Source organism: Chitinophaga niabensis (assembly GCF_039545795.1).
GTDB lineage: Bacteria > Bacteroidota > Bacteroidia > Chitinophagales > Chitinophagaceae > Chitinophaga > Chitinophaga niabensis_B.
In genome coordinates, this window is the sequence record NZ_CP154260.1 from 739839 (window position 1) to 763108 (window position 23270).

At 46.6% G+C, this 23270-nt stretch carries 22 protein-coding genes and 1 pseudogene; 19 read left to right on the plus strand and 4 right to left on the minus strand.

Annotated elements, in window-relative coordinates; genetic code table 11:
- The first annotated feature begins 5 nt into the window (after positions 1-5).
- From ilvN to ilvA, 3 genes are all read left to right on the plus strand, one after another.
- Positions 6-548, plus strand: coding sequence for an acetolactate synthase small subunit (gene ilvN, locus AAHN97_RS03195; protein ID WP_074239788.1), 543 nt, complete (start codon positions 6-8; stop codon positions 546-548).
- Positions 549-594: 46 nt separating this feature from the next.
- Positions 595-1638 carry a ketol-acid reductoisomerase gene (gene ilvC, locus AAHN97_RS03200; protein WP_074239787.1) on the plus strand — a complete coding sequence of 348 codons (1044 nt, stop codon included), beginning with the start codon at positions 595-597 and terminating at the stop codon, positions 1636-1638.
- A 65-nt stretch (positions 1639-1703) separates the two neighbouring features.
- A complete protein-coding gene (gene ilvA, locus AAHN97_RS03205) occupies positions 1704-2960 on the plus strand; it encodes a threonine ammonia-lyase IlvA (protein WP_343306113.1) in 1257 nt (418 codons plus the stop codon).
- 62 nt (positions 2961-3022) lie between these two features.
- Here the strand turns inward: ilvA and AAHN97_RS03210 are convergent, their stop codons facing one another.
- On the minus strand, positions 3023-3346 hold the full coding sequence (locus AAHN97_RS03210) for a HigA family addiction module antitoxin (RefSeq protein WP_343306114.1): 324 nt from the start codon (positions 3344-3346) through the stop codon (positions 3023-3025).
- A 54-nt stretch (positions 3347-3400) separates the two neighbouring features.
- Positions 3401-3622 (minus strand): annotated as a pseudogene (locus tag AAHN97_RS28970) (type II toxin-antitoxin system RelE/ParE family toxin); the annotation flags it as partial.
- A gap of 129 nt (positions 3623-3751) precedes the next feature.
- Here AAHN97_RS28970 and AAHN97_RS03215 point away from each other — a divergent pair.
- The 9 genes from AAHN97_RS03215 to AAHN97_RS03255 all read left to right on the plus strand — a co-directional run bounded on the left by AAHN97_RS03215 (position 3752) and on the right by AAHN97_RS03255 (position 14286).
- Entirely contained in the window at positions 3752-4885 is a 1134-nt protein-coding gene (locus AAHN97_RS03215) for an NAD(P)/FAD-dependent oxidoreductase (RefSeq protein WP_343306115.1), read from the plus strand.
- A 90-nt stretch (positions 4886-4975) separates the two neighbouring features.
- Positions 4976-7360, plus strand: coding sequence for a glycoside hydrolase family 95 protein (locus tag AAHN97_RS03220; RefSeq protein WP_343306116.1), 2385 nt, complete (start codon positions 4976-4978; stop codon positions 7358-7360).
- An 18-nt stretch (positions 7361-7378) separates the two neighbouring features.
- Positions 7379-7549: an alpha-L-fucosidase C-terminal domain-containing protein gene (locus AAHN97_RS03225; protein ID WP_343306117.1), complete on the plus strand. Its 171-nt coding sequence runs from the start codon at positions 7379-7381 to the stop codon at positions 7547-7549.
- Between the two features lie 141 nt (positions 7550-7690).
- On the plus strand, positions 7691-9304 hold the full coding sequence (locus AAHN97_RS03230; protein WP_343306118.1) for a sodium/sugar symporter: 1614 nt from the start codon (positions 7691-7693) through the stop codon (positions 9302-9304).
- A gap of 5 nt (positions 9305-9309) precedes the next feature.
- The gene (locus tag AAHN97_RS03235; RefSeq protein ID WP_343306119.1) at positions 9310-10797 is read left to right on the plus strand and encodes a xylulokinase; all 1488 of its coding nucleotides are present in this window, start codon (positions 9310-9312) and stop codon (positions 10795-10797) included.
- Between the two features lie 13 nt (positions 10798-10810).
- A complete protein-coding gene (gene xylA / locus AAHN97_RS03240; protein WP_343306120.1) occupies positions 10811-12139 on the plus strand; it encodes a xylose isomerase in 1329 nt (442 codons plus the stop codon).
- 3 nt (positions 12140-12142) lie between these two features.
- On the plus strand, positions 12143-13075 hold the full coding sequence (locus AAHN97_RS03245; protein ID WP_343306121.1) for an aldose 1-epimerase: 933 nt from the start codon (positions 12143-12145) through the stop codon (positions 13073-13075).
- A gap of 115 nt (positions 13076-13190) precedes the next feature.
- Positions 13191-13376 carry a CsbD family protein gene (locus AAHN97_RS03250; RefSeq protein WP_343306122.1) on the plus strand — a complete coding sequence of 62 codons (186 nt, stop codon included), beginning with the start codon at positions 13191-13193 and terminating at the stop codon, positions 13374-13376.
- A gap of 133 nt (positions 13377-13509) precedes the next feature.
- Positions 13510-14286 carry a carboxypeptidase-like regulatory domain-containing protein gene (locus AAHN97_RS03255; RefSeq protein WP_343306123.1) on the plus strand — a complete coding sequence of 259 codons (777 nt, stop codon included), beginning with the start codon at positions 13510-13512 and terminating at the stop codon, positions 14284-14286.
- Positions 14287-14350: 64 nt separating this feature from the next.
- Here AAHN97_RS03255 and AAHN97_RS03260 read toward each other — a convergent pair whose 3' ends face one another.
- Complete coding sequence (locus tag AAHN97_RS03260; protein ID WP_343306124.1) at positions 14351-15424, minus strand: serine protease; 1074 nt, start codon at positions 15422-15424, stop codon at positions 14351-14353.
- Between the two features lie 23 nt (positions 15425-15447).
- Entirely contained in the window at positions 15448-16014 is a 567-nt protein-coding gene (locus AAHN97_RS03265) for an RNA polymerase sigma factor (RefSeq protein WP_343306125.1), read from the minus strand.
- 134 nt (positions 16015-16148) lie between these two features.
- Here AAHN97_RS03265 and AAHN97_RS03270 point away from each other — a divergent pair, with 134 nt between their 5' ends.
- The 7 genes from AAHN97_RS03270 to aroA all read left to right on the plus strand — a co-directional run bounded on the left by AAHN97_RS03270 (position 16149) and on the right by aroA (position 23263).
- Positions 16149-16361, plus strand: coding sequence for a hypothetical protein (locus tag AAHN97_RS03270; RefSeq protein ID WP_343306126.1), 213 nt, complete (start codon positions 16149-16151; stop codon positions 16359-16361).
- Positions 16362-16942: 581 nt separating this feature from the next.
- Positions 16943-17770: a prephenate dehydratase gene (locus AAHN97_RS03275; RefSeq protein ID WP_074239772.1), complete on the plus strand. Its 828-nt coding sequence runs from the start codon at positions 16943-16945 to the stop codon at positions 17768-17770.
- Positions 17771-17786: 16 nt separating this feature from the next.
- Positions 17787-18971, plus strand: coding sequence for a pyridoxal phosphate-dependent aminotransferase (locus AAHN97_RS03280; protein ID WP_343306127.1), 1185 nt, complete (start codon positions 17787-17789; stop codon positions 18969-18971).
- Positions 18968-19810, plus strand: coding sequence for a prephenate dehydrogenase (locus AAHN97_RS03285; protein WP_074239770.1), 843 nt, complete (start codon positions 18968-18970; stop codon positions 19808-19810). The genes AAHN97_RS03280 and AAHN97_RS03285 overlap by 4 nt, the downstream gene beginning before the upstream one ends.
- Before the next feature lie 36 nt (positions 19811-19846).
- A complete protein-coding gene (locus tag AAHN97_RS03290) occupies positions 19847-20932 on the plus strand; it encodes a chorismate mutase (protein ID WP_074239769.1) in 1086 nt (361 codons plus the stop codon).
- 19 nt (positions 20933-20951) lie between these two features.
- Positions 20952-21977, plus strand: coding sequence for a 3-dehydroquinate synthase (aroB, locus tag AAHN97_RS03295; protein ID WP_343306128.1), 1026 nt, complete (start codon positions 20952-20954; stop codon positions 21975-21977).
- Between the two features lie 11 nt (positions 21978-21988).
- Positions 21989-23263 (plus strand): 3-phosphoshikimate 1-carboxyvinyltransferase, encoded by a 1275-nt coding sequence (gene aroA, locus AAHN97_RS03300; protein ID WP_343306129.1) that lies wholly within the window; start codon positions 21989-21991, stop codon positions 23261-23263.
- The last annotated feature ends 7 nt before the right edge of the window (positions 23264-23270 follow it).

Here is a 23270-nt window from a genome sequence, read left to right on the forward strand (position 1 = left end):
ACAACATGCAAAAAGAATATACCATAACGGTGTACACGGAAGACAGGATTGGGATCACCAATCGTATCTCCGTGATCTTCACCCGCCGGGGCATCAATATCACCAGTTTAAATACTGCGGAAACAGAGATCCCGGGCGTTTATAAATTCATCATCACCGTACTTTCCAACAGGGAACTGCTGGATAAAGTAGTGGGGCAGATAGAAAGGCTCATCGAAATACATCGTGCATTCGTGCATGAGGAAGATGAAGTGGTGTACCAGGAGCTGGCATTGTACAAGATCTCTACCAAAGCCCTGCACAGCGGGGATATTGAAAAGATCATCCGGGATAACAATGCACGCATCCTTACCATTACGCCGGACTATTTCGTTTTAGAAAAAACAGGCCACCAGCAGGAGCTGACTGCAATGCTGCAAAAGCTGGAACCATATGGTCTCATAGAATATTCCAAAAGCGGTCGCGTAGCGATTGTGAAATGGAGCCGTCGTTTCCACGAACATCTGAAGGACTTGTCACTGATTGAAACAGACAACCTGAAAGACTAACCTAACCGACGCAATTTTTAACTCTTTAAAAAAACACAATCACAACATGGCAACCATCAATTTTGGCGGAGTACTGGAAGACGTAGTAACCAGAGAAGAATTCCCCATGGAAAAAGCAAGAGAAGTTCTGAAAAATGAAACTATTGCTATCATTGGTTATGGCGTACAAGGTCCCGGCCAGGCTCTGAACCTGAAGGACAATGGCTTTAACGTGATCATCGGTCAGCGTAAGAATTCCAAGACCTGGGATAAAGCAGTAGCAGACGGATGGGTTCCGGGCGAAACTTTGTTCGAGATCGAAGAAGCTGCAGAAAAAGGTACGATCATTCAATACCTGCTGTCTGATGCAGGTCAGATCACCCTGTGGCCTACCCTGAAGCCTTTCCTGACTCCTGGTAAAGCGCTGTATTTCTCTCATGGTTTTGGTATCACTTATAAAGAACAAACCAATATCATTCCGCCTGCTGATGTAGACGTTATCCTGGTAGCTCCTAAAGGCTCCGGTACTTCTCTCCGCAGACTGTTCCTCGCAGGTCAGGGTCTGAACTCCAGCTTTGCAATCTTCCAGAATGCAACTGGTAAAGCCCGCGACAGAGTAATTGCACTCGGTATCGGTGTTGGTTCAGGATATCTCTTCGAAACAGATTTCAAAAAAGAAGTATTCTCTGACCTTACAGGTGAGCGTGGTACTTTGATGGGTTGCATCCAGGGTATCTTTGCTGCACAATACCAAACACTCCGCAGCAACGGTCACTCTCCTTCAGAAGCTTTCAACGAAACAGTAGAAGAACTGACCCAATCCCTGATGCCATTGGTAGCAGAGAACGGTATGGACTGGATGTATGCGAACTGCTCCACAACTGCTCAACGCGGTGCGCTGGATTGGTGGAAGAAATTCAAAGATGCAACACAACCAGTATTTGATGAACTGTACGCAAGCGTAGCTGCAGGTAAAGAAGCAGCTCGTTCTATCGACCTCAACAGCCAGCCCGATTATCGTGCTAAGCTGGAAGTGGAACTGGCAGAACTGCGTAACAGTGAAATGTGGCAGGCAGGCGCTGCAGTCAGGAAACTGCGCCCTAATAAATAATCATAAAGTGAGAATGGGAAAAGTGAAATATCTTTTCCCATTTCATTTTGCAATAGTGGTAAGAAATGGAGGAAGTCGTCAATACAGTAAATACGCTCCGGATAAAGGAAGCCGCCGAAAGGTTGAAGTCAGTGGTGATACGTACACCCCTCACTTATTGCGCCAGTTTATCCCGCCGGTATAACTGTGATATCTATTTGAAAAGAGAAGACATGCAGGTGGTGCGCTCGTATAAATTGCGCGGTGCCTACAACATGATGAGCAGCCTGGATCCAAAACAACTGGCAGATGGTGTTACCTGCGCAAGTGCTGGTAACCATGCACAGGGTTTTGCTTATTCCTGTAAAAAGCTGAACGTGAAAGGGGTAGTATTCATGCCCATTATCACACCAAAACAAAAAGTGAACCAGGTAAGGATGTTCGGTGGTGAGAATATCGAGATCAGGCTGGTAGGAGATACCTTCGATGATTGCGCTATTGAAGCACAGGCATATACCCTGGAAAACAACATGACCTTTATTCCTCCCTTTGATGATATCAGGATCATTGAAGGACAGGGAACTGTAGCAGAGGAGATCCTGGAAGAACAATCCGGCATCGATTACCTGTTTATACCTGTTGGCGGAGGCGGCCTTGCCTCCGGTGTAGGAACCTACTTCCGCACCTACAGCCCCCAGACAAAAATTATTGGCCTTGAGCCTGTAGGCGCCCCCTCCATGATGCGTGCACTGGAGAACGGTGGCCCCGTTACATTAGGAGAAATAGACCGCTTTGTGGATGGCGCTGCCGTAAAACGTGTGGGCCAGCTCACCTATAATATCTGCAAAGATGTGCTGGACAAAATGAGCCTGGTGCCGGAAGGCCGTATCTGCTCAACCATCCTCCGTTTATACAACGAAGAAGCTATTGTGGTGGAACCAGCCGGCGCACTCTCTATGGCATGCCTGGATGATTTTAAAGAAGAGATCAAAGGGAAGAAAATAGTGTGCATCGTAAGTGGTAGTAATAATGATATCGACCGGATGCAGGAGATCAAAGAACGTTCCCTGCTTTACGAAGGATTAAAACATTATTTCATTATCCGTTTTGCACAACGCCCAGGTGCCCTCAAAGAGTTTGTGAACTTTGTGCTGGGTCCCGGAGATGATATCACCCGTTTTGAATTTATACAGAAGCATAATAAAGAAACAGGGCCCGCATTAGTGGGGATTGAATTAAGCGACAGGAAGGATTATGATGTATTGCTGACTAACATGCAGCAATACAATATCAATTACACGGAGCTGAATAAAGACGATAATCTTTTTGGTTACCTGGTTTAGTATGGTTCAACCTATAGTAGTGTTCAAGCCCCGGTCGTTGCGATCGGGGTTTCTTTTTTTGATTAACTCTTAGCTGAAGCATATTTCCTTTTGTCTTCAGAAGGAACATATGGCTTCAGCTTTAGTTTCTCAATTTTGGGTGTGGCAATGTGAATGTTATAAGAGATCTGTGCCCGCTGCCAGATCTCTGCGGTACCGCCAAAAACCTTGGCAATCCGGAGGCTCATTTCTACAGAAATATCTGCTTTGCCATTGCACACATTAGATAACGTTGTACGCGTTACTTTTAACAAGGCCGCGGCTTCTGTGATAGTAAGCCCCTGTTCTTCTATCACTTCCGACCTTAACACCAGGCCGGGATGGATAAATGGCATTCTTCGTTGCATCATTATCATTTTTAATGGTAATCCAGGTAGTCTACATTGTAGGCATTGCCGCCATCAAATAAAAAAAACAATCCTGTAATTACCGGTTACTGTTAAACTCCAGATATTCTTTACTGGTCCTTTTAAAGGATGGATACGCCACCCCTTAATACCTGACAGATCATCGGGAACAATTTCCGCATCATTCAACCGATCCAATATCATGAGGATCTTTGTAAGTTGTTGGGCAGGTAACCTGCTCCTGTCATCGTATTCCCAGAAAGCCCTTAAAGCTTTGCTCTTAAAATTTTGATCATAATCCGCCCAGGGTTAACAAAATGAAAAATATGGGGCATTATGATCTCTGCATAGCGTAAAGTTACGCTTTACGCGCTGATCTTCAAATTTTTTCTTTAAATTACACGCATGCTCAGCTTCTGGGAAAAACAAAGCCTCCTCCAATATGACTGCATCCTTTTAGGAAGTGGTATTGTTGGGCTCTCCACGGCTATCAGCTATAAAGAGAAGTTCCCCCGCAAAAGGATCCTGGTACTGGAAAGAGGTATATTACCCACAGGCGCCAGCACCAAAAACGCCGGTTTTGCCTGCATCGGCAGTTTAACAGAGATCCTGGAAGACCTGCAAACCATGACCACAGAAGAAGTGGTTTCCCTTGTTCACATGCGCCTTAAAGGACTTCAGTTATTGCGCTCCCGTATTGGCGATGATCGCATGAACTACCGGGAAAACGGCAGTTATGAACTGATCAGTGCGGCAGAGTCTGCTGCCCTGGAACAAATGGAAAGTGTCAACTCCATGCTCTTCGGGATCCTTCCCGGCCCTGCCTTCAGCCATGCAGATCAAAAGCTGCAAAGCTTTGGTTTTAACACACAACATGTTCAATCCCTTGTACAGAATAATTTTGAAGGTGAACTGAATACCGGCAAAATGATGCGCACCCTCATAGACCTGGCCTTTGAAAGAGGCATAGAGATCAAAACAGGTTGCGAGGTCATTGGTTTTGAAGAAAATGCACAACAGGTACTGGTTACCATACAGCAGCCCGGCAGTAAAGAAACACTCACCTTCAGCGCAGATCAACTGGCTATATGCACAAACGCCTTTGCCAAAGGCCTGTTACCGGAACTGGATATCACCCCGGGCCGCGGACAAGTGCTCATCACAACGCCTGTTAAGGGATTACCCTTCAAAGGCATTTTTCATTTTGACAAAGGTTATTACTATTTTAGAGAGATCGAAGGCCGCGTACTCTTTGGCGGCGGGCGTAACCTGGATTTTGCAGGGGAAGCTACCACCAACTTCGAACTGAAAGAAACAATCCAGCAGGACCTGGAAGAAAAACTCCGCACTTTCATCCTACCCGATCATTCCTATACCGTAGAAGACCGCTGGACGGGTATTATGGGATTTGGTAAAACCAAACGGCCTATACTACAGGCATACTCTGATCGTATATACCTGGCCGTGCGCATGGGAGGTATGGGTATTGCCATCGGTTCTGAAGTGGGCAGAACACTGGCTGGAATGATGCAAGGCTAAAGAAATAATCGCAATTGTTTGTACTGAATTAACAGCATCTTGTTGTAGGGTGCTGCAATGATTATATTTAACCAAGATCGTTTTACAGGTATGAAAAAGATCCTTATCCTTTCCTTACTGCTAAGCAGTTCTGCTCTCGCGCAAGAACAATCTCTGCATCTCTGGTACAAACAGCCTGCCCGGAGATGGGAGGAAGCATTGCCCGTTGGAAACGGCAGACTTGGTGCCATGGTGTATGGCCGCACCAATACAGAAATACTCCAGATCAATGAAGAAAGCGTATGGGCCGGAAATAAGTTCAACGATGCCAACCCCAATGCTTTCAGGTACCTGGATACCATCCGCAAACTGATCTTCGCCGGCGAAAATGAAGAAGCCCTGAACCTCGCACAAAAGAACTTTGTAGCCGTGGATGATGAAAACTCCAATCGCATTGCACGCAACTTCCGTTCTCACCAGACCTTAATGAATGTGAATATTGATTATGACTTCGGAGAGGTAACAGATTACAAACGCCAGCTTAATTTAATGAACGGCATTGCCACCACTACCTACAAAGTGAATGGCATTGAATATAAACAGGAAGTGCTGGCCTCAGCGCCGGATAATGTGATTGTGGTAAGGATCACCACCGTAAAACCCGGCACCATCAATGCCATCCTTTCACTGGACCGCCCGGATACAAAAGATACAGCCAATCACATGAAAGATTGCACGGTGGCGGCAGTGAAGAACCAGCTGATCTTAAACGGCCGTATTAACGATAAGAATACAAAAGACCTCCGCGGCCCTGAAGGTTATCATATGCGTTTCGCCGGCATGCTGCAGGCTGTGCCGCAGGGAGGCTCGGTTGTAGCTAAACAGCAAACGCTGCAGGTAAAGAATGCAGCTGCCCTCACTTTATATATTCAGGGCGCAACGAATTACAACGCCCTGAAACAGGATGTTGATGAAGGGGCAAACATCGCGCTCAATAAATGCAAACAACTCCTGCAAAAGGCCGTCTTGCGCAGTTACGCACTAATAGCTGCAAGTCATATAAAGGACTTTGAACCTTACATGAAAAGAGTGCAGTTGCAGATCAATGAGCCTGTTGATGAACTGCCAACGGATGAAAGATTAGCGCTCGCAAAAACGGGTAAAGAAGATACACACCTGATTGCCCTGTATTTTCAATACGGCCGGTACCTGCTGCTTTCCAGCTCCCGCAAACCGGGTGTATTGCCCGCTAACCTACAGGGCATCTGGAACCAACATATAGATGCACCCTGGAATGCAGATTTCCATACCAATATCAACCTGCAAATGAACTACTGGCCCGCGGAAGTATGCAACCTTACAGAAACAACCGCTCCGCTGTTTGATTTCATGGACAGGATCCGCCCGGAAGGCCGTAAGACGGCAAAGAAAATGTATGATGCGAGAGGATGGGTAGTGCATCATTGTACAGATGCTTTTGGCAAAACAGGGGTACAGGCAAATGCAGCATTTGGAACTTTCCCCATGGCTGCCAGCTGGATGTGCCTGCATTTCTGGGAACACTTTGCTTTCACGCTGGATTATGAATTCCTGAAGAACAAAGCTTATCCCCTCATGAAGGAACATGCTTTGTTTGTGGAAGACTTCCTGGTGAAGAGCCCTGAAGGTTACCTTGTTACCAATCCCGGCAGCTCACCTGAAAACAGGTTCAAACATCCGGTTACAGGAAAACCAACCGGCATCACTTATGGCCCTACCATGGATAACCAGATACTAAGGGAGTTCCTGAATAAATGTATGGCAGCAGCCAAAATATTAAGAACAGATTCTGCAGAGGTGGTAAAATGGGACAGTATTGTTAAACTATTACCACCTACCAAAATAGGCAAAGATGGCCGCATACTGGAATGGATCAATGAGTATGAAGAAGCAGAGCCCGGGCACCGGCATATCTCTCACCTGTTCGGTTTACATCCCGGTACACAGATCACGGAACAAACACCTTCTCTCTTTGAAGGAGCCATGCGTACACTCACCGGCCGTTTAAGCAAAGGAGGTGGTCACACCGGCTGGAGCCGTGCCTGGATCATTAACTTCTATGCACGTTTGAAACAGGAAGACAGTGTGCGTAATCACCTGCAGGCATTGTTTGCAAAATCTACGCTGCCCAATCTCTTTGACAACCATCCACCATTCCAGATAGATGGTAACTTTGGCGGTACCGCGGGAATTGCAGAGGCTCTGTTGCAAAGTCATGGTGATTATGTGGAACTGTTACCTGCTTTGCCTGCCGCATGGAATAATGGTTCCGTAACAGGCCTGCGTGCAAGGGGAGGTTTTGAATTGGATATCGTCTGGAAGAATGCAGAGCTTTCAGGCCTGAAATTACGTTCTGTAGGAGGGCGCAACCTCGTTCTCAAATATCGTCAGCATTTATTACCACTTACAATTGAAAGAGGGAAGGAGATCATCGTTCCGGTCAACCAATTGTTATAAACAACGTCTGCGTATGAAGTGTTGCTAAACACCTCTGCTAAAACTACGGTTCAAATGCCGGGTCTTAAAAAACCACTGGCCTTTAAGAAGGTGAAAGAGGGGATAGAAGTGACCGTACCGAAGCTTTCACTGAAAGAAGTTCCCTGCGAATATGCCTGGATCTTTAAAATAACAAATGCTATCTATTGATAGTGAATGTGTTAAGGTGTTTCAGGAGAAGAAATGTACTCTGAACACTTTTTATATCTGTACTAGTAAAATACTTCAAATAGTTTGTTATCTTGACGCGCTATTTTCATTCACCACGTTAACACGTTTTACTGAGCTAAAATGAAAAATGAATCACTATTCTTCTGGGACAAAATTGTGTTCCTGTTTTATTTTCTGATCGTTGCCGGATATGGTTATTATATCTATCGTAGAAAAAAGAAAGCAACTACGGATACAAAGGACTTTTTCCTTGCAGAAGGATCTCTCACGTGGTGGGCTATCGGCGCTTCACTGATCGCGTCCAATATCTCTGCTGAACAGTTCATTGGTATGTCCGGCTCCGGTTTTAAAATGGGCCTGGCAATTTCCACTTATGAATGGATGGCAGCAGCTACACTAATGGTGGTGGCTATTTTCTTCCTGCCCATCTATCTCAAGAACAAGATCTTTACCATGCCGCAATTCCTGCTGCAGCGGTATGATAGTCGCGTAAGTACAGTGATGGCCGTATTCTGGCTCCTGTTGTATGTGTTTGTGAACCTCACTTCTATCCTGTACCTGGGTGCCCTGGCTATCCAGACCATTTCAGGATATGAGTTCTCCACCGTGATCATCGGCCTTTCCATCTTTGCTATTTTCATTACACTGGGTGGTATGAAGGTGATCGGTTATACGGATGTATTGCAGGTGTTCTTCCTGGTACTGGGTGGTTTGGCTACAACATATCTTGCTTTGAATCTCGTATCCGACCATTTCGGCGGAAGTGGTATGATGGAAGGATTAGGCCTGTTACGCCAGAAAGCACCCGAGCATTTTCATATGATCTTTGACAGTTCAAGCGAACATTATAAAGACCTTCCAGGTATTGCTGTACTCATTGGTGGTATGTGGATCGTGAACCTCAACTACTGGGGCTGTAACCAATACATCACACAACGTGCACTGGGTGCAGATCTGAAAACGGCACGTAATGGTCTGCTGTTCGCAGGTTTCCTGAAACTGCTGATGCCCGTGATCGTTGTATTGCCGGGTATTGCGGCTTATGTATTGTATAAGAACGGTGTGTTCCAGAAGGAAATGCTGGATGCTGCCGGTAACGTTAAGCCGGACCATGCATACCCCGTGTTGCTGAACCTCCTGCCGGAAGGATTGAAAGGATTGTCTTTCGCAGCACTCACAGCAGCTATCGTGGCATCTCTCGCCGGAAAGGCAAACAGTATCGCCACCATCTTCACCCTCGATATCTACAAACACTTCTTCAATAAAGAAGCTTCCGAAAAAGAGCAGGTGAAAGTAGGCCGCATTGCAATCATCGTGGCCATCATCATTGGTGCGCTGGTAGCGCCTGCATTGAAAAGCCTCGACCAGGGCTTCCAATACATCCAGGAATATACCGGCTTCATCTCTCCGGGTGTATTTGCCATCTTCATCCTGGGCTTCTTCTGGAAACGTACCACTGCAAACGCTGCATTGGTAGGTGCTGCATTGGCTATACCATTATCCGTTGCGCTGAAATACTTCATCCCTGAACTGCCCTTCATTAATCGTATGGGCTGGGTGTTTGTGATCATCGTAGCCATCATGGTGCTGGTGAGCCTACTGGATCCGAAGAGTAAAAACAATCCTAAAGGCCTTGAGGTGGACGCTTCCATGTTCAAACTCAACACCGGATTTACAGTGGGTGCTATCCTGATCTGTGGTATCCTGGCTGCATTGTACACTATATTCTGGTAATAACTATGTATTTAATTGGCTATGATATAGGATCGTCTTCCATTAAAGCGGCATTACTTGATGCCGCTACAGGCAAGTGTCTGGCCACAGCCACCGGCTCTGCTGAAGAGTTGGTGATACAGGTTCCCCGCTCAGGATGGGCGGAACAGGACCCTGAAATGTGGTGGAAGGAAGTGATCAAAGCAACACATGCATTACAACAATTACATCCCTTTGATCCCGCAGCGGTAAACGCCATTGGTATTGCCTACCAGATGCATGGATTGGTTTGTGTGGATAAGGAGCAGCAGGTATTACGGCCTGCTATCATCTGGTGTGACAGCCGTGCCGTACAAATAGGAGATGAGGCTGCGATCGCATTGGGCGAGGCATATACCCTGCCGCATTTGCTCAATTCCCCCGGGAATTTCACCGCATCCAAATTACGCTGGGTGCAGCAGAATGAACCGGAGAAATACAAACGTATACAGCACATCATGCTGCCCGGCGATTTTATTGCCATGCGTTTAACAGGTGATGCAGTCACTACTTTGTCTGGTTTATCCGAAGGCATCTTCTACGACTTTGCAGATCAACAGGTATCCACTTCGCTGCTGAACTATTATAAAATAGATAAAGAATTACTGGCGCCCATTGTTCCCACTTTCGGAGAGCAGGGCCGCGTAACAGAAAAGGCAGCGCAGTTGTTAGGATTGAAAGCAGGCATTCCTGTAACCTACAGGGCAGGCGATCAACCCAATAATGCATTTTCCCTCAATGTGCTGCAACCTGGTGAAGCTGCTACCACAGCAGGTACATCAGGGGTTGTTTATGCCGTGCACGACCAGGTAGCCTATGACGCGCAAAGCAGGGTGAACACCTTTATCCATGTGAACCAGACTGCGAAGGAGATCAGGAATGGTGTACTGATGTGCCTGAACGGAACCGGTATTTTAAACAGCTGGTTACGTTCCATCACAGGCGGTATGGATTATAATAAGATGAATGAACTGGCCGCTCAGGCGCCTATTGGATCTGAAGGGCTGCAGATCTTTCCTTTCGGAAACGGAGCAGAACGTATTCTCGCTAACCGCCAACCGGGTGCAAGAATGGAAGGGCTGGCATTTGGTGTGCATCATCAGCCGCATCTGCTGCGGGCAGGTCAGGAAGGTATTGTGTTTGCTTTAACCTATGGCGTGGATATCATGCGCGAAATGGGATTAAAGATCAACCGCGTACGTGCCGGTAAAGCCAATATGTTCCTCAGCCCTTTATTCCGCGAAGCCTTTGCCAACACAGCCGGTGTTACCATTGAACTCTATAATACAGATGGCGCATTGGGTGCAGCCCGTGCTGCCGGTGTAGGTTCAGGTTATTACAGCAATATGAAAGATGCCTTCATTGGTATGGAATGCCTTGCTACTATTGAACCGGAAAAAGGCCCGCAACAGGCATATACAGCCGCTTATAACCAATGGAAAAAACGTTTGGACCAGATCTTACTTGAATACTAAAAAAACATTGAACATGAATATCATTACAGGAACTAAAACTTATTTCCCTACAGTAGGAAAGATCCAGTTTGAGGGAGTGAAATCAGATAATCCATTTGCTTACAAATGGTACGACAGCAAAAGAGTGATCAACGGAAAATCCATGGAAGAATTATTCCGTTTTGCCGTTAGTTACTGGCATACCTTCTGCGGAACAGGCGGAGATCCCTTCGGCCCTGGTACAAAAGCTTTCCCCTGGTTAACAGCCAAAGATCCTGTACAACAGGCCAAAGATAAAATGGACGCAGCATTTGAGTTCATCACCAAACTGGGCGTGCCTTATTATTGCTTCCATGATATCGACCTGATCGATGAAGGAGATAGCCTGGCGCAATATGAAAGCCATATACAGCAGATCGTGGAATACGCGAAAGAAAAACAAAAAGCCAGCGGCGTGAAATTGCTCTGGGGTACTGCCAATGTATTCAGCAATCCGCGTTACATGAATGGTGCTTCCACCAATCCTGATTTTGCAGTAGTGGCCCATGCCGGTACACAGGTGAAAAATGCACTGGATGCTACCATTGCATTAGGTGGTGAGAACTATGTTTTCTGGGGAGGCCGCGAAGGTTACATGACTCTGCTGAACACCAATATGAAACGTGAGCTGGATCACCTGGCCCGTTTCCTCACCATGGCAAAAGATTATGCACGCAAACAGGGTTTCAAAGGCACTTTCTTCATAGAGCCTAAACCGTGTGAGCCCACCAAACACCAATATGATTACGACAGTGCCACTGTGATCGGCTTCCTCCGTGAATACGGCCTGGATAAAGACTTCAAACTGAATATCGAAGTGAATCACGCTACCCTGGCAGGCCATACTTTCCAGCATGAATTACAGGTAGCAGCAGATGCAGGTATGCTGGGCAGCATAGATGCCAACCGCGGCGATTACCAGAACGGATGGGATACAGATCAGTTCCCCATGAACCTGAACGAGCTGGTAGAAACCATGCTGGTGATCCTGGAAGCAGGCGGATTTGCAGGCGGCGGCGTCAACTTCGATGCTAAAGCACGCAGGAACTCAACAGACCTGGAAGATATCTTCCACGCACATATCGGCGGTATGGATGCATTTGCCCGCGCTGCTATTATCGGAGAAAGGATCCTGCAGGAATCTTCTTACAGGAAATTCCGTACAGATCGTTATGCCTCATTTGATAGTGGTCAGGGTAAAGCATTTGAAGAGGGAAAACTACAACTGGAAGACCTGAGAAGTTTCGCACTGGCAAATGGTGAACCGAAGCAGACCAGTGGCAGACAGGAGTGGCTCGAAAACATCATTAATCAGTATATATAAAGCATGACTTTTAGTACAGCACGCCTCCAGCAGAACGGTTTTTACATCATTGAGTTAAAAAGCGATGCTGGTACCAGCGTACAGATCATCCCTTCCTATGGCGCTCTTTTGCATGCATTTGAATTCATGCACAAAGGGCAGAAGACCAACCTTATAGACAGTTACAAGAACAGCGATGAAATGAAAGCGCAGGTAGCCGGTAGTTTCAAAAGTGTGAAACTAAGCCCGTTTGCCTGCCGCATTAAAGATGCGCAATACAGCTGGGAACAAAAAGATTATACGATCAGCAAATCACCTATTCACGGTTTGCTGTACGACCAGGTCTTTGAAATAATAGCGGAAGAAGCTACCCCGGAGTATGCAAGTGTTTCACTGCAGCACAAATATAAAGGCACCGATCCCGGTTACCCCTTTGCATATACCTGCGATGTGTTATACCGCCTGCTCAGTGGCAATGCTTTGGAAGTGACCACCACCATCACTAATGAGCATACTGCGCCCATACCAATGATGGATGGCTGGCATCCGTATTTTTCTACCGGCACACCCGTGGATCAGCTGGAACTGCAATTCCATTCCAAAGAGATCGTGGAATTCAACGAACAATTGATTCCCACCGGTAAAGTATTGCCTTATACAGCGTTTAGCCAGGCAAAAAGCATGGAGGGCGTAAGCCTGGATAATTCTTTCGTGCTGGATTTCGATCAACCGTCACCGTTATGCACCCTGCATGACCCCCTGAAAGGTATCAGCATCGAATTCTACCCGGAAAAGAGTTATCCCATCCTGCAGATCTATACACCGCCGCATCGTAAAAGTATTGCGGTGGAAAATCTCACAGGCGCACCTAATGCCTTTAATAATGGCATCGGACTTGTTACTATTCCCGCCGGGCAATCTGCCCGTTTTTCCACTACTACTAAAATAAAAGCATAGCCGGCGCGGCAGGAGATTTTTCTCCTGCCGCTACCATGGCCCATCTTTCTCATTTGGCACAAACTTTGAATTTCATTACCTGTCCCTTTATTATTTAACTTTAAATCATTGCGATATGGACATCCTAATGATCAAGGATAGGTGGAATGAGATCAAGCTGAAGCTGAAAAACATGTTTGCTGACCTTTCTGACACAGACCTGTTCTATGAGCAAGGCAAAGATGATCGGCTCATCGGGCAGATCCAGATCAAACTTGGTAAATCCCGGGATGAGGTCATCAATCTCATCCGTTCCTTGTAAAAATTAACCCGGTACCGGAGACGGGATACCCTGCCTCCGGATATCGGTATTTTTTTTAGGATACATTTAACAGCGCATGGCATAATTACGGGGGAATACTTAACTATTTTGGTGCATAATTGTTAATAGTTATATGAAATCCTGTAGACTGTTCCTCGTCCCGATAGTAGCCTGCCTCATAGCAGGAGGTTCTGCCAGCAAGGCCTTTGCGCAATCTGAAACACCCGTACTGGTGCGCGGCCAGATCACTGATCCGATAAAAAAAACGGTGTTATACCCGGCTACCGTTCGTAATAAGAATACGAACGCAAAAGCATTTTCTGACAACGGCGGATATTACCGCATCAATGCCAGCAAAGGGGACCTCATTATCGTATCCTTTATTGGTTATGTGTCCGATAGTTTTACGGTCACCAATTATGCAGGCACACAGGTGAATGATGTACGCTTGCGCGAGCAGGAACGTTTTCTGCCCAGTGTGGAAGTATCCGGGAAATGGAGTCCTTATCAGCTGGATTCCCTCGCCCGTGCAGAAGAGTTCAAACCTTTCCTGGAAACAGAGAACCGCAGCCTGGTAGATAAATCCAAAAGAGGCCCGGGGCAGGGAGGATTTGGTATCGTTTTCAGCCCCTTCTCCCGCTATTCCCAAAAAGAGAAAGATCTCCGCAAATTCAAGAAACTCTACGATGAATATAACAGGCAATCCTATGTGGATTACCGTTATTCCAAAGCTTTTGTCACCAGAGTAACCGGCCTGGTGGGAGATTCGCTGCTGCAATTCATTTACAAATACACTCCTTCGCACGACCTGTTGCGGAACATGACCAATGAAACATTGATCTACTGGACGGCGGAGCGGGCTAAATTGTGGCGGAGAGATCCAAAGGCTACCTTAAAAGAAGATCAATAGGATTATAAAAAAGGAAGAGCCGGATCACTCCAGCTCTTCCTTCTATTTTTCATTTCTAATTCGCTTAGTTGTACACCTTCACCATATACACAAACTCCTCCAGTTTCTTCAGTTGCTCTACACGGTTAAGGCCGTTCAGCTGATTACCTTTCAGGTCCTTACGGGAGAACCGCTCTTTTGGTAATTCATCCAGTAAACGTTTCAGGTGACCTGATTTCACTGCAAAAGCAATACCGTCTGATGTAGATTGTTTGCCGGTAATGATACCGATCACTTCTCCGTTATTATCCAACAGGGGAGCACCACTGTTACCGGGATTCACCTGGATGGATACCTGGTAGGCCAGGGTATCTCCGTTAAAGCCGGTCTGTGCGCTGATATATCCTTTTCCGTAAACGATTTCATCGCGGGGGAAACCCATAGTGAATACTTCTTCACCGGGGCGGATAGGCTGTTGTTTCAGCGAGTAAGGTAAAGAAGGAGAACGGAAGCCGGAATCAGCAATACGGAGAACGGCCAGGTCGCTGGACACATCTTCGAATACGCTAACGGCTTTAAATGCTTCGCCTTTATTATTCTGTATATAAATGGAGTCTGCCCCGGCAATTACATGGTAATTGGTGACCATATAACCGTTCCGGGAGATGGCAAAGCAGGTGCCGCCATAAGTACCCGGGTTAAGGGGGGCTTTCTTAATAATATTGATATCGCGATTGAGGGCATTCTGGGAACGCTGGATATTGTTCAATACCCTTCTTACATCTTCGTATTGAGCAGTAGAGGAATTTTTGGCGGCCTTTTGCATAACAGCAATAGTACCAAGAGAGGTAACCAGTGCAATGCAGGCTGCGGCGGCCAGGTTGAGCCAGGTGCGCTTACTGCGCATTTTAACAACAGGAGCCGCAGGTTGGGCAACATGTGTGGCAGGCATCTGGGCGTGAATAGCTTCCATCTTACGAAGGAGGGCTTTCCGCTGGCCATTGGCCCTGAACTGTTGTAACAGCAGTTGGTGTTCAGTCACCTGCCGGTCTATATTGGAATCACTACGGCGGAGGACATCGAAGGCCTCCCTTTCGGGGGCACTCATTTCGCCATCCAGGTAGCGTTCTATTTCTTGTATGAGATGTATATCGTTCATCACAGTAGCCCCGGGGGGCCTATTTATTTATTTTGAGCAAAGAATAATTTCTTCAGGCGCATCAGGCATTTGTATTTCTGGTTCTTGGCATTCTCCGCATTGGTATAACCAAAACGGTCTGCAATTTCCAGCATGCTTTTACGATGGATGTAATAATCTTCGAGGATGGTTTTGCAAGGTTCCCCTATCTTTTCCATAGATGCTTCCATCTTGCTAAAAAGGAGGTCTTTCTCTTCCTGTGCCTCCAGGGTCTCCTCTACGGGAGTGGTTTCTTCCAGTTCCTCATAAATAGGCCCGTTTAAAGCGTTCCCCTGTAACTTTTTGAGCCATAAGCGGCGGCAAACAGCATAAAGGAAGGTTTTTAAGCGGGAAGAAAGGATGAAATTCCCCTCCTGCACCTTTTCATATAACACAATCATCGCTTCCTGGAAGATATCCTTGGCATCGTCCTCTGATCCGTTATTCTGCAAGATCATTTTAGCTACCATGGGGAAATTATCTAAATAGATGACTTCCAGCGACTTGTCGTCATTCATGGCGAGCCCTTGCAGCAATTCCTGATCCCGTTCTATGTTCAAAAGATTATTCACTTATTAATACGATTAACGACCTTTTAGTAACCCAAAGTACCGAAAAAATATTTTTTTAAAGAACGGGTTACCTTTTATCTCTTTCCGGTATAAACTGTAAATCTCATTTCAAAAAACCTTAAAAAACACTAGTCATGAAAAAATTCGGTTTCTTAGCTCTCGCTCTGGGTCTGTTCGTAGCTGCTTGTAACAATGCTGGCACTGAAAACAAAGGTGATTCTGCTTCTTTGGATAGCGCTATCAACGCAGTACCTCCAGTAGATTCTGCTTCTGCTCAAACTATCGATTCAGCTGCTCAAGTAATTGATTCTGCTGCTCAAAAGATCGATTCTGCTGTTAAACACTAATTATCGGCAAGCAATATAAAGGATATTAATCCGGCCCCTCGTGCAAACGAGGGGCTTTTTTGTTTTTAGTACATCTTATAAATACTTGCTATAGCAGGGAAAAAGCCCTTTTGCTATTCGGATAAGATCATTTTAAGAAGGTTTTTAGATAATTTCGATAGAAACTACTGAATTATTAGACAGTATGTATATTTTACGCTCCCTGTTTGAGAAATTGAAATCCTGAATTACTTTTGTACAATCAAACAAGCAAATAAACAGCAATGCAACAACGCACCTTCGGTTACTTTTATGGTTTTTACTTTTTCTGGTACCAGGAATAGGAGGTTCGTTTGCTAGTAACGCTAAAAAATATAAACTAACAAAAGGGCCTCCTGCTAAAGGAGGCCTTTCTTTTTACAATGAAACCTGATAAACGATCAATTATATGTCACAAAAGAGCTTTAGCCTGTATTTCTTTTACTTTTTCTTTTACGGAGAAGAAGCAGGGCCTCTTTTGTAACAACAGTTTATCATAAACGTACAAATAAAGGGGCCCTGCTCAGGGGGCCCCTTTTTTATTCAAATACGAACACAATTTTATGCACATAGCTATTCAGGGTTTTGAAGGAAGTTTTCACCAGGTTGCCGCAAGGAATTATTTCGGTAAACAGATATCTATTGAAGCTTGCAGCTCCTTTTCCGAACTGGTACGGAAAGTGAAGCAGGGAAACGTGGTGGACGCAGGGCTGATGGCCATTGAAAATTCCATCGCCGGCAGCATCCTTCCCAATTACAGCCTGCTGAAGAACTCAGGCCTCCATATAGTAGGAGAGGTATACCTGCAGATCAACCAGCACCTGATGGTTTTGCCCGGCCAAACGATCGATGACGTGAAAGAAGTACATTCGCATCCGATGGCTTTGCTGCAATGCACGGACTTCCTGGAAAAATACCCCCATATTAAACTGGTGGAAACAGAAGATACCGCGCTGAGTGCAAAACATGTTCGCCAGAAGAAACTGAAAGCTACCGCAGCTATTGCAGGTAAACTGGCCGCCGAGATCTTTGAGCTGGATATCATTGCACCAAATATCCATACGGCTAAGAATAACTATACCCGCTTCCTGGCAATTTCAAAAGATGGGGTAGAAGCACCTGCGGATGCAAACAAATCTTCCGTATATTTCCAAACTTCTCACGAGCGGGGAAGTCTTGCCAAGGTGCTGGCCAGGGTAGCGGCTGAAGGGATCAACCTGAGCAAGATCCAGAGTTTTCCCATACCGGCTAAAGAGTGGAATTATTATTTTCATGCGGACATGGAATTTGATTCACTGGAACACTTTAACCAGGCGCTCAAAGAGATCACACCGCTCACAGAACACCTCAAGGTGTTGGGCATTTACAAAAAAGGTAACACGCACGCCTAGATATAACTGAAAATCAATGCAACCATCCGTAGCTAAAAGATTGCAACACACCGAGGAATACTACTTTTCACGGAAGCTCCGCGAGATCGATGAGATGAATAAAGCGGGAGCCAACGTGATCAACCTTGGTATCGGAAGTCCGGACCTTCCGCCGCATCCCTCTGTGGTAGCCGCTCTGAATGAGCATGCCGCTAAACCTAACACGCATGCTTACCAGGGATATAAAGGTATCCCGGCACTAAGGCAGGCCATGGCTAACTGGTACGGCAGGTTCTACAACGTTCCCCTCAACCCGGACACAGAAGTGTTACCACTGATCGGGTCTAAAGAAGGCATCATGCATATCTGTATGACCTTTCTGCAGGACGGGGATGAAGCCCTGATCCCTGATCCGGGTTATCCCACCTACCGTTCCGCAGTTCAGCTGAGTGGCGCAACACCGGTTACCTATGCTTTGGAAGATAAGAACAACTGGCAGCCGGACCTCGCAGCACTGGAAGCACGCGACCTTAGCAAAGTGAAACTGATGTGGGTGAACTACCCGCACATGCCCACCGGCGCAGAAGCTAAGGAAGGTACTTTTACTGCCCTGGTAGCTTTTGCAAAAAAACATAACATCCTGCTTTGCCACGATAACCCATACAGCTTCATCCTGAACGATAAACCCGCCAGCCTCATGGCTACACCGGGTGCCATGGAGGTAGCACTGGAACTGAATTCCCTCAGCAAAAGCGGCAATATGGCCGGCTGGCGTATAGGCATGCTGGTGGGAAAAGCGGAGATCCTGAATGAAGTATTGCGCTTCAAAAGCAATATGGACTCCGGTATGTTCCAGCCTGTACAGATGGCTGCCGTAGCCGCACTGGAATTGGGTCCTGAATGGTATGCTGAATTAAATACGATCTACAGCGGCCGCCGTAAGAAAGTATTTGAACTGCTGAACCTCCTGGGTGCCAGCTTTGATCCTGCACAGGTAGGAATGTTCGTATGGGCTAAGATCGCTGCCGGTTACAAAGATGGTTTTGCCGTAAGTGATGAAGTATTGCAGAAAGCACATGTATTCATTACCCCCGGCGGTATCTTCGGTGCTAACGGCAATGGATATATAAGAGTAAGCCTTTGCAGGGATGAGCAGGTATTTGCCGAAGCCATTGAACGTGTAAAACAAACTATACGGGAACCCCAAACTGCTAAAATATGATCGCAACTATAATAGGTGTTGGTTTAATAGGCGGGTCTTTGGCGCTGAGTTTAAAAGAGAAAGGAATAGCTAACTGGATCATTGGCGTGGATTTTAATGAAGCGAACCTGAAAAGGGCGCAGGAATTAAAGATCATAGATGAAGCTTCGGATATAGAAGATGCGATGAACCGCAGTCAGCTTATCATACTGGCCATCCCCGTGGATGCCATGCTGAAAGCCCTGCCTTCCATCCTGGATAAAATAAACAAAACCCATGTGATCATGGATGTGGGTTCTACGAAACAGCAAATATTACAGCTCGTTTCAGGCCATCCGCACAGAGGCCGTTTTGTAGCAGCGCACCCGATGGCGGGTACAGAATACTCCGGTCCGGATGCTGCCATACCCAACCTCTTCGCGCAAAAGACCATGGTACTTTGCGATGTGAAGAACAGTGATGAAGATGCGGTGGAGCTGATAGAAACAGTGGTAGACCAGCTGAACATGCGCATTGTATACATGAATGCGGAAGAACATGACCTGCATACGGCCTATGTATCCCACATCTCACACATCACTTCTTTTGCATTGGCATTAACGGTGCTGAAAAAGGAAAAAGAGCAGGGCCGCATCTTTGAACTGGCAAGCGGTGGTTTTGAATCTACCGTGCGGCTGGCGAAAAGCTCCCCGGATATGTGGGTGCCCATCTTCAAACACAACCGCCACAATGTGCTGGACGTTCTGGAAGAACATATCAAACAACTGGAACAGATGAAGCAGCTGCTGCAGGATGAGGATTACGATACGTTCTACAAGCTGATCCAGAAGAGCAATAAAATAAGGAAGATATTAAAATAGACACGCAAATTTTCAACTTAACACATCACAAATAAAATGGAACAGATCTTAGCAAAAACGAAATTCGCTGACCCGGCTTCAGATAAGAAGCCGCTGATCATCTCAGGTCCCTGCTCTGCAGAAACCGAAGAGCAGGTATTAGCCACTGCACTGGCACTTGCTAAAACCGGTAAAGTGGACGTACTCCGCGCCGGTATATGGAAACCACGTACCCGCCCGGGTTCTTTTGAAGGTATCGGACCTAAAGGTTTGCCCTGGTTGCAAAAAGCAAAAGAACTCACCGGCATGCCTACTACCGTTGAGGTAGCTACCGCCAAACAAGTGGAAGATGCACTGCACTTTGGTGTAGATATCCTGTGGATCGGCGCACGTACAACCGTGAACCCTTTCTCTGTACAGGACGTGGCAGATGCACTGAGAGGTGTGAAGATCCCTGTATTGATCAAGAACCCGATCAACCCTGATCTGGAACTCTGGATCGGAGCAGTAGAACGTATCCAGAAAGCTGGTATTGAAAAAGTAGGTCTTATCCACCGCGGTTTCTCCAGCTATGGTAATACAGACTACCGTAATGCACCTATGTGGCACCTGGCTATTGAACTGAAACGCCGTCATCCTGAATTACCGATGATCTGCGACCCAAGCCATATCAGCGGCCGCCGCGATATCCTGCAGGCTGTTTCACAGGAAGCGATCGACCTCGATTACGATGGTCTGATGGTGGAAACACACGTAGATCCCGATAACGCATGGAGCGATGCCAAACAACAGATCACACCTGAGAAATTCGGTGAACTGCTGGATAATATTACCTGGAGACATGAACGTACTGATCATAAAGACTTCAACACTGCACTGGAAAAACTGCGTAACCAGATCAATGGTATCGATGATGAGATCCTGTTGCTCCTGGGCCGCCGCATGAACATTGCTGAGAACATCGGTCAGTATAAGAAAGATAACAACATCACTATCCTGCAAACAAACCGCTGGAACGAAATTCTGGACCGCGCCATCAGGGCAGGAGAGAAACTGGGCCTCACCAAAGATTTTGTATTGAAATACTTTGATGCAGTTCACCTGGAATCTATCAATCGCCAGAACAAAGTGATGAACGACTAAGCCCCATTTTTCCGGATATATGACAACGCAAACACACCAGTTCCAACACGCAACAACGAAGTATTACCTCGGCGAAAGCCTGGCAAACCTCGGCAATTATGTAAATAAAGACCGCACCATCCTTTTACTGGATGAGAATGTGGACCAACACTATGCAGATGTGCTGCCCGGCTGGAAAAAGCTGGTAGTACCGGATGGAGAAGAGCACAAGAACATGGAGGTGCTGGAACAGATCATAGATGGGCTGATTGAACTGGAAGCAGACCGCAAAACAATGCTGGTTGGTATTGGCGGCGGTATGCTCACGGATATGACGGGTTTTGTGGCCAGCATATATATGCGCGGACTCCCTTTTGGTTTTATACCATCCACATTACTGGCCCAGGTAGATGCATCTATCGGTGGCAAGAATGGAGTGAGCCATGGCATGCATAAGAATATGCTGGGTACTATCCGCCAGCCGGAGTTCATTCTTTTTGATTACAGCCTGCCCACCACCATGCCGGAAACGGAGTGGTGCAACGGTTTTGCCGAGATCATCAAGTATGCATGTATCTATGATGCTGAACTGTTTTCTTACCTGGAAGCGAACAAGGATAAAGCCCTTGCGCAGGATGTAAGCGTATTACAATTCCTGGTGGAACGTTCGGTGGAGATTAAAACGAAGTTTGTACTGGAAGATGAGTTTGAAAGTGGTGTTCGCCGCTGGCTGAATTTTGGTCATACCCTCGGGCATGCCGTGGAGAAGCTGGAGAGCATTCCACATGGACAGGCGGTGGCCATCGGAATGGTAGCAGCTGCTAAGATCTCCGAAAAAATAAACAAGCTGCCATCCGAACAAACCAACCGGCTGATCCGTTTGATCAATGATTACCGTTTACCGGTAACCATGACTTCAAATAAAGAGGAGGTGTTCAATATCTTCAAGCTGGATAAAAAGCGCGAGAAGGACCATATTCATTTTGTGCTGCTCAACGAGATCGGTAAAGCCACCACGCAACCGATCCTGTTAGATGAGCTGAAACAAATTTTACAAGAACTGTAGATCCATAAAGAATGAAAGTCATTATATCACCTGCTGCTATCAATGGTGTGGTTACAGCCAATCCATCCAAGAGTGCCATGCAACGTGCAGTTGCGGCAGCACTCCTGGCAAAAGGCACCACCATGATCCACAATCCGGGTTTAAGCAATGACTGCCTGGCAGCATTGGAAGTAGCAGAGAACCTGGGTGCCATGGTAAAGCGGCTCGATGATGGTATTCAGATCACCAGTAAAGGCGTACAACCTTTTTATGATGAGATCAACTGCGGAGAGTCCGGTTTGGGCATCCGTATGTTCACGCCCATCGCTGCACTGTCTGAACAGCCTATCACTATAGAAGGACATGGCAGCCTTGTTACAAGGCCCATGCATTTCTTTGAAGAAGTACTGCCGCAACTGGGCGTTGATATCAAAAGCCAGGACGGTAAGTTGCCGCTGAAGATCAAAGGCCCGCTGCAGGCAAAAGATATTACCATAGACGGTTCCCTCTCTTCCCAATTCCTCACCGGTTTACTGATGGCTTTTGGCGCAGTAGCGGATAAGGCAGCTATCACGGTTAAAGACCTGAAGAGCAAACCTTACATCGCACTGACCTTACAGATCATGGAACATTTTGGTGTGAAAGTGCGCCAGGATAATTTCGAAGTATTCCATTTCGATAAGAAACAGGAATACCGTGCAAAGGAATATACGGTGGAAGGTGACTGGAGCGGTGCCGCCTTTTTACTCGTAGCTGCTGCTGTAGCCGGTAAAGCAGAAGTGCATCACCTCAACACACAATCTGCCCAGTCAGATAAGGCTATTATGGAAGCGCTGGAAAAAGCCGGAGCGGAAATATTGCCCGGTGTATTCACCATGATTGTGGTGAAGAATGAACTGAAGCCTTTTGAAATGGATGCAACGGACTGCCCTGATCTGTTCCCCCCGCTGGTAGCACTCGCTGCCAATTGCAAAGGGATCACAAAGATCAAAGGGGTAAGCCGCCTGGCCCATAAAGAAAGCGATCGCGGCCTTACCCTGCAGCAGGAATTTGCGAAGATGGGTATTAAGATAGACCTGCAGGGAGATGAGATGTTTGTGCATGGCGGTACCGGTATCAAAGGTAATGTGACCGTATCTTCCCATAACGATCACCGCATTGCCATGGCCTGCGCAGTGGCTGCCTTAACAGCAGACGGTGCTGTCACCATTGAAAATGCGGAAGCGATCAATAAATCCTATCCGGAATTCTATGAACACCTGGAAACACTGGGTGGCATAGTGGAAAGAGAGGAATTGAAAGTATAAAATAACG